At 47.9% G+C, this 6,458-nt stretch carries 4 protein-coding genes; 3 read left to right on the top strand and 1 reads right to left on the bottom strand.

The genetic code is table 11. From position 1 onward, the window contains the following. The first annotated feature begins 310 nt into the window (after positions 1-310). The gene (locus J3U76_RS14245) at positions 311-973 is read left to right on the top strand and encodes a L,D-transpeptidase family protein (RefSeq protein WP_243454276.1); all 663 of its coding nucleotides are present in this window, start codon (positions 311-313) and stop codon (positions 971-973) included. Between the two features lie 125 nt (positions 974-1,098). Here the strand turns inward: J3U76_RS14245 and J3U76_RS14240 are convergent, their stop codons facing one another. Then, entirely contained in the window at positions 1,099-2,898 is a 1,800-nt protein-coding gene (locus tag J3U76_RS14240) for a sigma-54-dependent Fis family transcriptional regulator (RefSeq protein WP_208006639.1), read from the bottom strand. Positions 2,899-3,199: 301 nt separating this feature from the next. Between J3U76_RS14240 and exaC the strand changes: the two genes are divergently transcribed. Further along, positions 3,200-4,717 carry an acetaldehyde dehydrogenase ExaC gene (gene exaC, locus J3U76_RS14235; protein WP_208006638.1) on the top strand — a complete coding sequence of 506 codons (1,518 nt, stop codon included), beginning with the start codon at positions 3,200-3,202 and terminating at the stop codon, positions 4,715-4,717. A gap of 204 nt (positions 4,718-4,921) precedes the next feature. Continuing rightward, positions 4,922-6,073 carry an L-threonine dehydrogenase gene (yiaY, locus tag J3U76_RS14230; protein WP_208006637.1) on the top strand — a complete coding sequence of 384 codons (1,152 nt, stop codon included), beginning with the start codon at positions 4,922-4,924 and terminating at the stop codon, positions 6,071-6,073. Positions 6,074-6,458 lie beyond the last annotated feature (385 nt).

Raw genomic sequence — 6,458 nt, 5'->3', positions numbered from 1 at the left:
CAATAACTTACTGACAACCGCTGCTTTACGCTCTTCAGAATACAATGACATAATAACTCCCACACCGGCCCTATTGATATAAAATTAGGCTGAATTGCCAACCGGACAACTAGGGTGACAGAGGGGGGGGGCGAATTTATTCGCACAAAAAGGGTAGCGCCAAGCGCATAGGCTCGGGGTAGATTAGTATTATTTTTCAGTAACAGATTTAAAACTAGGTTAAGCTCACGCTACTATTAGCAAATATTATGATTGGAATTAACAGCAACTCATGCGTCTTTTACAAAAAATAACTAGGCAAGCTTTTATATTGGCTACTTTAACTACTTCCAGTGTCATGGCTGCTCAGTATCCCCACAGTAGTATTAATGATGTGGTAGCGGCATATGGCGACTTGGCGGAAATGCGCATGAAGCCGTACTTTATGCGTGCCAATGTGGCGTACCCTCCCCAAGAAATAGTGCTATTAGCCACTAAAAAAGAAAAAGAACTGGAGTTATGGGCGCGTAATCAGGGTAACTTTACCTTTATTCGTAGCTATCCGATCCGTAAAGCCAGTGGTCAAGCCGGGCCCAAGCTCAGAGAAGGGGACAAGCAGGTGCCCGAAGGGGTTTATCGTATTACCCATTTAAACCCCAATAGTTTATTTCATTTATCCATGGGGCTTGATTATCCCAACTCCTACGATTTAATGCGTGCTGCCAAAGAAGGGCGCACCAACTTAGGCGGCGATATCTATATTCACGGTAAAGCACAATCTACCGGTTGCTTAGCGGTGGGAGATATTGCAGTAGAAGAGCTATTTGTACTAGTGAATCAGGTGGGTACTCATAATGCCTCAGTGGTGATTGCTCCCCACGATCCTAGGCGTGAGCCATTAGATGGTTTTTCAGATAACTTACCGCGCTGGGCAGTTGAATTGTATGCCGATATTTCACGAGAATTTGCCAAGTTTCCGAAAAGCGATATTTAAGGGCCTATACCACTCGAAAGTTGTCATCAAATGTGCATTAGGTCGGACAAGGCGCCCTTAACGCCTTCGCCTCGGGGAGCAAGAGCATGTATTATCTGAATTAGAAAACGAGATATAAAGCTAGCTTAACTGGGCTTTATAGCCTTAAGCCGGGCATAAATTGTGGTCCGGCTCATTTTTAACTGACGTGCCGTGGCGCTCACATTGCCGTTGTTGTTAGCCAGTGTCTGCTTAATTAATTGATCCGTTATCGATTTTAAATCATCGGGCGCTCTTGTAAGCGCTGTTGTGTGCTCCGCTCCCAATGTCTGCTCCGATCCTAAGGGGAGGGCAGCAAAGTGACGCAAATCAATAGGGTCTCCATCGGCTAATACGATCGCGACTGCTAGCTGTTGTTTTAATTGACGAATATTGCCCGGCCAATGATAAGCCTGCAAAGCAGTAATGACTTTATCACTCAGCGTCACCCTTTTAGAGGGCGAGTGGGTGGCGGCCAATGTGTGCAACAGCTGTTGTAATAAAGCTGCAAACTCGCGCCCTGAATAATCGCGCAGTGGCGGCAGGGTTAAGGTATAGCCATTGATCCTAAAGTATAAGTCTTGGCGAAACGTACCTTCTTCTACCATGGCCGTCATATCTTGATGGCTGGCAACCACCAGCTGAAAATCAACCGCCTCTGGTTTATGACAGCCCAGTGGCGTCACGGTTTTTTCTTGTAACACCCTTAATAATCGCGTTTGTGCCGCCAATGGCAGCTCGCCAATTTCATCAAGAAACAACACGCCTTTGTCAGCCGCTCTAATATACCCAGGCCGTCCTTGTTTGGTCCCCCCAGTAAAGGCCCCCGGCACATAACCAAATAACTCGGCCTCTAATAAATCGCAAGGCAACGCCCCACAGTTCACTGCAATCAATGGCCCAGAGGCGCGACTACCTGCTTGATGCAAGCGGCGCACTATATGATCTTTACCGGTGCCGGTTTCTCCTTGGATCAGTAAAGGAATATGACTGTTCATTAATTTAAGCGCACTGCGTTCATGTTCAGACAGTACCGGCTCAGCACAAGCAGTCGGTATTGTGGCTGAGTGGCGCACTTTATTAAGCTTGGGTTTGCGACTCAGTAAAGCCATGCCTTGTTTAACCGGCGTGAGCTCACCTTGAGTTAAGTCATTAAGCAGAGCCGGCACATCCAGCTCGGGTAACCACTGTCGAGCACTGCGATTGGCTCCTAGCACTTGGCCATTTTCTTGCAATGCAACCATGCCTGACCAGGGTTGTTGTAAGCTGCCGGCATCGGGGGCGAGGTTAAGGATCCAATGGGCGTGGGCTTGATTCATCACCAGCGCATTTTCAAGAGCCAATGCCATGAGTTTGGCAGTTAAGGGCATGTCTTGGCTGTGCTCGCCAATTTCACTCGAAATATCAATCACTCCCAGTAACTCGCCGTTAGGGGATAATACTGGGCTGGCACTGCAACTAATGCCTTGGTTGGTCGCCAAAAAATGCTGTTGCCCTAATATGCAGACTTCGCTTTGTTCTTTAAGTGCCGTACCAATGGCGTTAGTGCCCATGTGCTGCTCATGCCAACTTGCACCGCTGGCCAAGGCTATTTTTTGCGCTTTATTACCAAAATAAGGGTCGCCTGCGCTAAACAAAATGGTGCCTTGGGCATCGGCAAACAGTAAACGACAGCGACGGCCGTGTTGGAGTTGTTCAAACAAAGGTAGGTGCGTATTGAGGTGATGCAATACATTGGCATATTGTTGCTGAGTATGACGCAAGGCCTGTTGCTCTAAAAACGCCGGCGCATGATGGCTGTGTTGGCTTAAGCCATAGTCGCGACTACGCTGCCAAGAGCGCAGCAATAATGGAGGCGTCTGCTCTGGGGGTGTGAGCGCGGCGTTATTCACGGCATTCAAGGTCATTGTTTGCTTCCTGTTAAAAATGGCACAGCTGTACTGTTCACTTGTACTGTTGGGTTGCCCACCTGTACTGAACAGACTGTTCATAAACCGGACACTTAATGGTTGCGGCCTCAGTTTTTCTTCTACCATCACACAGCTAGATTAGCTCGCCAAGGTACGAATGTAACGGCTTTGTAACTATATTTTATTGATTTGTGATAATTGGCACTCCATTTGCAATTCATTCACTGAGTTAAGGCAACGCCAAGGGCCGCCTTAGGTTAAATCATCTATGAATGTGCTATCTGCAAGGAGAGTCAATATGATTTATCAGCAACCTGGAACCGCCGGTGCCGTCGTTAATTTTAAGACGCGGTATCAGAACTTTATTGGTGGTGAATGGCGCGAGCCGGTGAATGGTGTGTATATGGAAAACAGCTCACCGGTTAATGGCGCAGTATTTTGTGAAGTGCCGCGCTCCGATGCCGATGATGTCGATTTAGCCGTTAAAGCGGCACAAGCTGCCTTTGCAACCTGGAGCAAAACAGCGGTGGCCGAACGCGCCAATGTGATGCTGCGTATTGCCGATCGCATTGAACAAAATATTGAAATGCTGGCGGTGGCCGAAACTTGGGATAACGGCAAAGCAGTGCGCGAAACCCTAGCCGCCGATATTCCGTTAGTGGTGGATCACTTTCGCTACTTTGCCGGTGCTATTCGCGCCCAAGAAGGCTCGGCGGCTGAAATTAACGACACCACTGCCGCCTACCACTTTCAAGAAGCCGTGGGCGTAGTGGGGCAAATTATTCCTTGGAACTTCCCGCTATTAATGGCGGCGTGGAAGCTTGCTCCTGTGTTAGCTTCTGGTTGTTGCACGGTATTAAAGCCGGCCGAACAAACACCGGCCTCTATTTTGGTGCTGATGGAGCTAATTAGTGATTTGCTGCCCCCTGGCGTTATTAATGTGGTGAATGGCATGGGTAACGAGGCCGGTGAAGCCATTTTGCGCCACCCCGGCATTGCCAAACTGGCCTTTACTGGCTCAACGCCCGTAGGCCAGCATGTATTAACTGCCGCCGCCGAGCGCTTAATTCCCTCAACCGTAGAGTTGGGCGGTAAATCTCCAAATATCTTCTTTGCCGATGTGCTAAATCACGAGCCTGAATTTATTGATAAATGCATAGAAGGCATGCTGTTAACCTTCTTTAACCAAGGCGAAGTCTGTACGTGTCCGTCTCGCGCCTTGGTAGAAGAAAGCATTTATGATGAGTTTATGGAACGAGTATTAGAGCGTGCTCGCCAAATTAAACAAGGCAACCCACTCGATACCGACACCCAAGTAGGGGCACAAGCGTCGCGTGAGCAATTCGATAGAATATTGCGTTATATGGAAATTGGCCAAAGCGAAGGCGCCAAGATGCTACTGGGTGGCCAAGCTCACACCGTAAGCGGACTAGAAAGCGGCTACTATATTCAGCCAACCATTTTTCATGGTGATAATAAAATGCGGGTCTTCCAAGAAGAAATATTTGGCCCCGCTCTCGCCGTAACCACCTTTAAAGATGAAGCAGAAGCCTTGGCCATTGCCAACGACACCGAGTTTGGCTTAGGTGCCGGTTTATGGACCCGCGATACCAACCGTGCCTATCGCATGGCGCGCGGTATTCAAGCGGGGCGTATTTGGATGAACTGCTACCACGCATATCCCGCTCATGCCGCCTTTGGTGGTTATAAAAAGTCGGGCATTGGTCGCGAAACCCACAAAATGATGTTAGATCACTACCAGCAAACCAAATGTATGTTGATAAGTTACGACACTAACCCGTTGGGCTTTTTCTAATACCATTATTAATCATCTAATTTAGATAAATATGATCTAAATTAAGATAAAACATCTCAATAACGAATATCCTGATCAGGCTCAGCAATCTTAGCTGAGCCTAATTAGCGAATTCCTTACGCTGGCAAATCACTAAAAATATCATAGAAAATATTAAAGCCGCGATTTATAGCCCGTTTCTGGATTAATAAGGAAGATAATAATATGAGCACAGCAACATTTTATATGCCCTCCGTTAACGTGATTGGTGCTGGCGCCGTTGACCAAGCGGTTAACGAATTAAGCCAGTTAGGCTTTAAACATGCATTAATCGTCACCGATAAGCCGCTCGTTGAGCTAGGTTATGCCGGTGATCTACAAAAAGCGTTGGCTAAGCAAGATATTCAAGCTTGTATCTTTTCTGAGGTGCAAGCCAACCCCACCACCGGCAATGTGACCGCAGGCCTGGCTATGTTGCACGAGCATGAATGTGACTTTGTTATTTCTCTCGGTGGCGGCTCACCCCACGACTGTGCCAAAGCCATTGCTTTGGTGGCCAGCAATGGCGGCGATATTCGTGATTACGAAGGGGTAGACCAATCGAAAAAGCCGCAATTGCCGTTAGTGGCCATTAATACCACCGCCGGTACGGCTTCAGAAGTTACGCGTTTTTGTATTATTACCGACGAAGACACCCACATTAAAATGGCCATTGTCGATAAAAACGTCACCCCCATTATGTCGGTCAACGATCCGGTATTAATGAAAAATATGCCGACATCTCTCACCGCTGCCACCGGTATGGATGCCCTTACACATGCCGTAGAAGCCTATGTGTCTACCGCCGCCAACCCCATTACCGATGCTTGTGCCCTAAAAGCGGTCACCTTGATCAGTCAGTATCTAGTGCGCGCGGTAACTGATGGCACCGACATGGAGGCCCGTGAGCAAATGGCGTATGCCCAGTTATTAGCTGGCATGGCATTTAATAACGCCTCACTGGGCTATGTACACGCCATGGCGCACCAATTGGGTGGTTTTTACGACCTACCGCATGGCGTCTGTAATGCGATCTTACTGCCTCATGTGCAGCGCTTTAACAGTAGCGTGGCCAGCGAACGTCAAACCGACATTGCCGCCGCCATGGGTTTAGAAGTAACAGGACTAAGCCATGAAGAGGGTGCGAAACTGTGCATCGACGCCATCGTTACATTGGCCGACAAAGTGGGTATTCCCGAGGGCTTGGCCGGATTAGGAGTAAAAGAAGCCGACTTTGATACCTTGGCCACCAACGCCATGAAAGACGCCTGCGGCTTAACCAACCCCATTCAGCCCAGCCATCAAGAAGTAGTCGTCATGTTTAAAGCCGCTTTTTAAGTGAGCTAATCAAGGCCATAAACCAAGTTAATGGTTAGTATCTAGCCAAGCGCCCAGTCACTTAACCAAGCGACTGGGCGTTTATTTATGCAGCAAGCTTGAGCTGAGCGAGTAGAGCGACAACCAAATTTCATTTTGCTACGCATCTTGCCTATAATGCAAAGCTTCAATTGAGGCAAGTGTCGGTAGAAGTGCTATCTCATAATAAGAAAACAAAGGCAATAGTCGCCTGCAAGGCTCGGCGGTAGCCTGCCGGAGCAGGGCAAGAGCATGAAAAAAGTCGTTAATTCAACAAGCTAGCAGTCATTAATTTAATCTAGTATCTTTCTTTTTATTGGCGGATATGATCAGATAACACTCTTTATATATTGAGAGTTCGCCATGA

The sequence above is a fragment of the Oceanisphaera pacifica genome (assembly GCF_017498065.1).
GTDB lineage: Bacteria > Pseudomonadota > Gammaproteobacteria > Enterobacterales > Aeromonadaceae > Oceanimonas > Oceanimonas pacifica.
The sequence above is the reverse complement of the archived record's forward strand: the minus strand, read 5'-3'. Positions and strand labels throughout refer to the sequence as shown.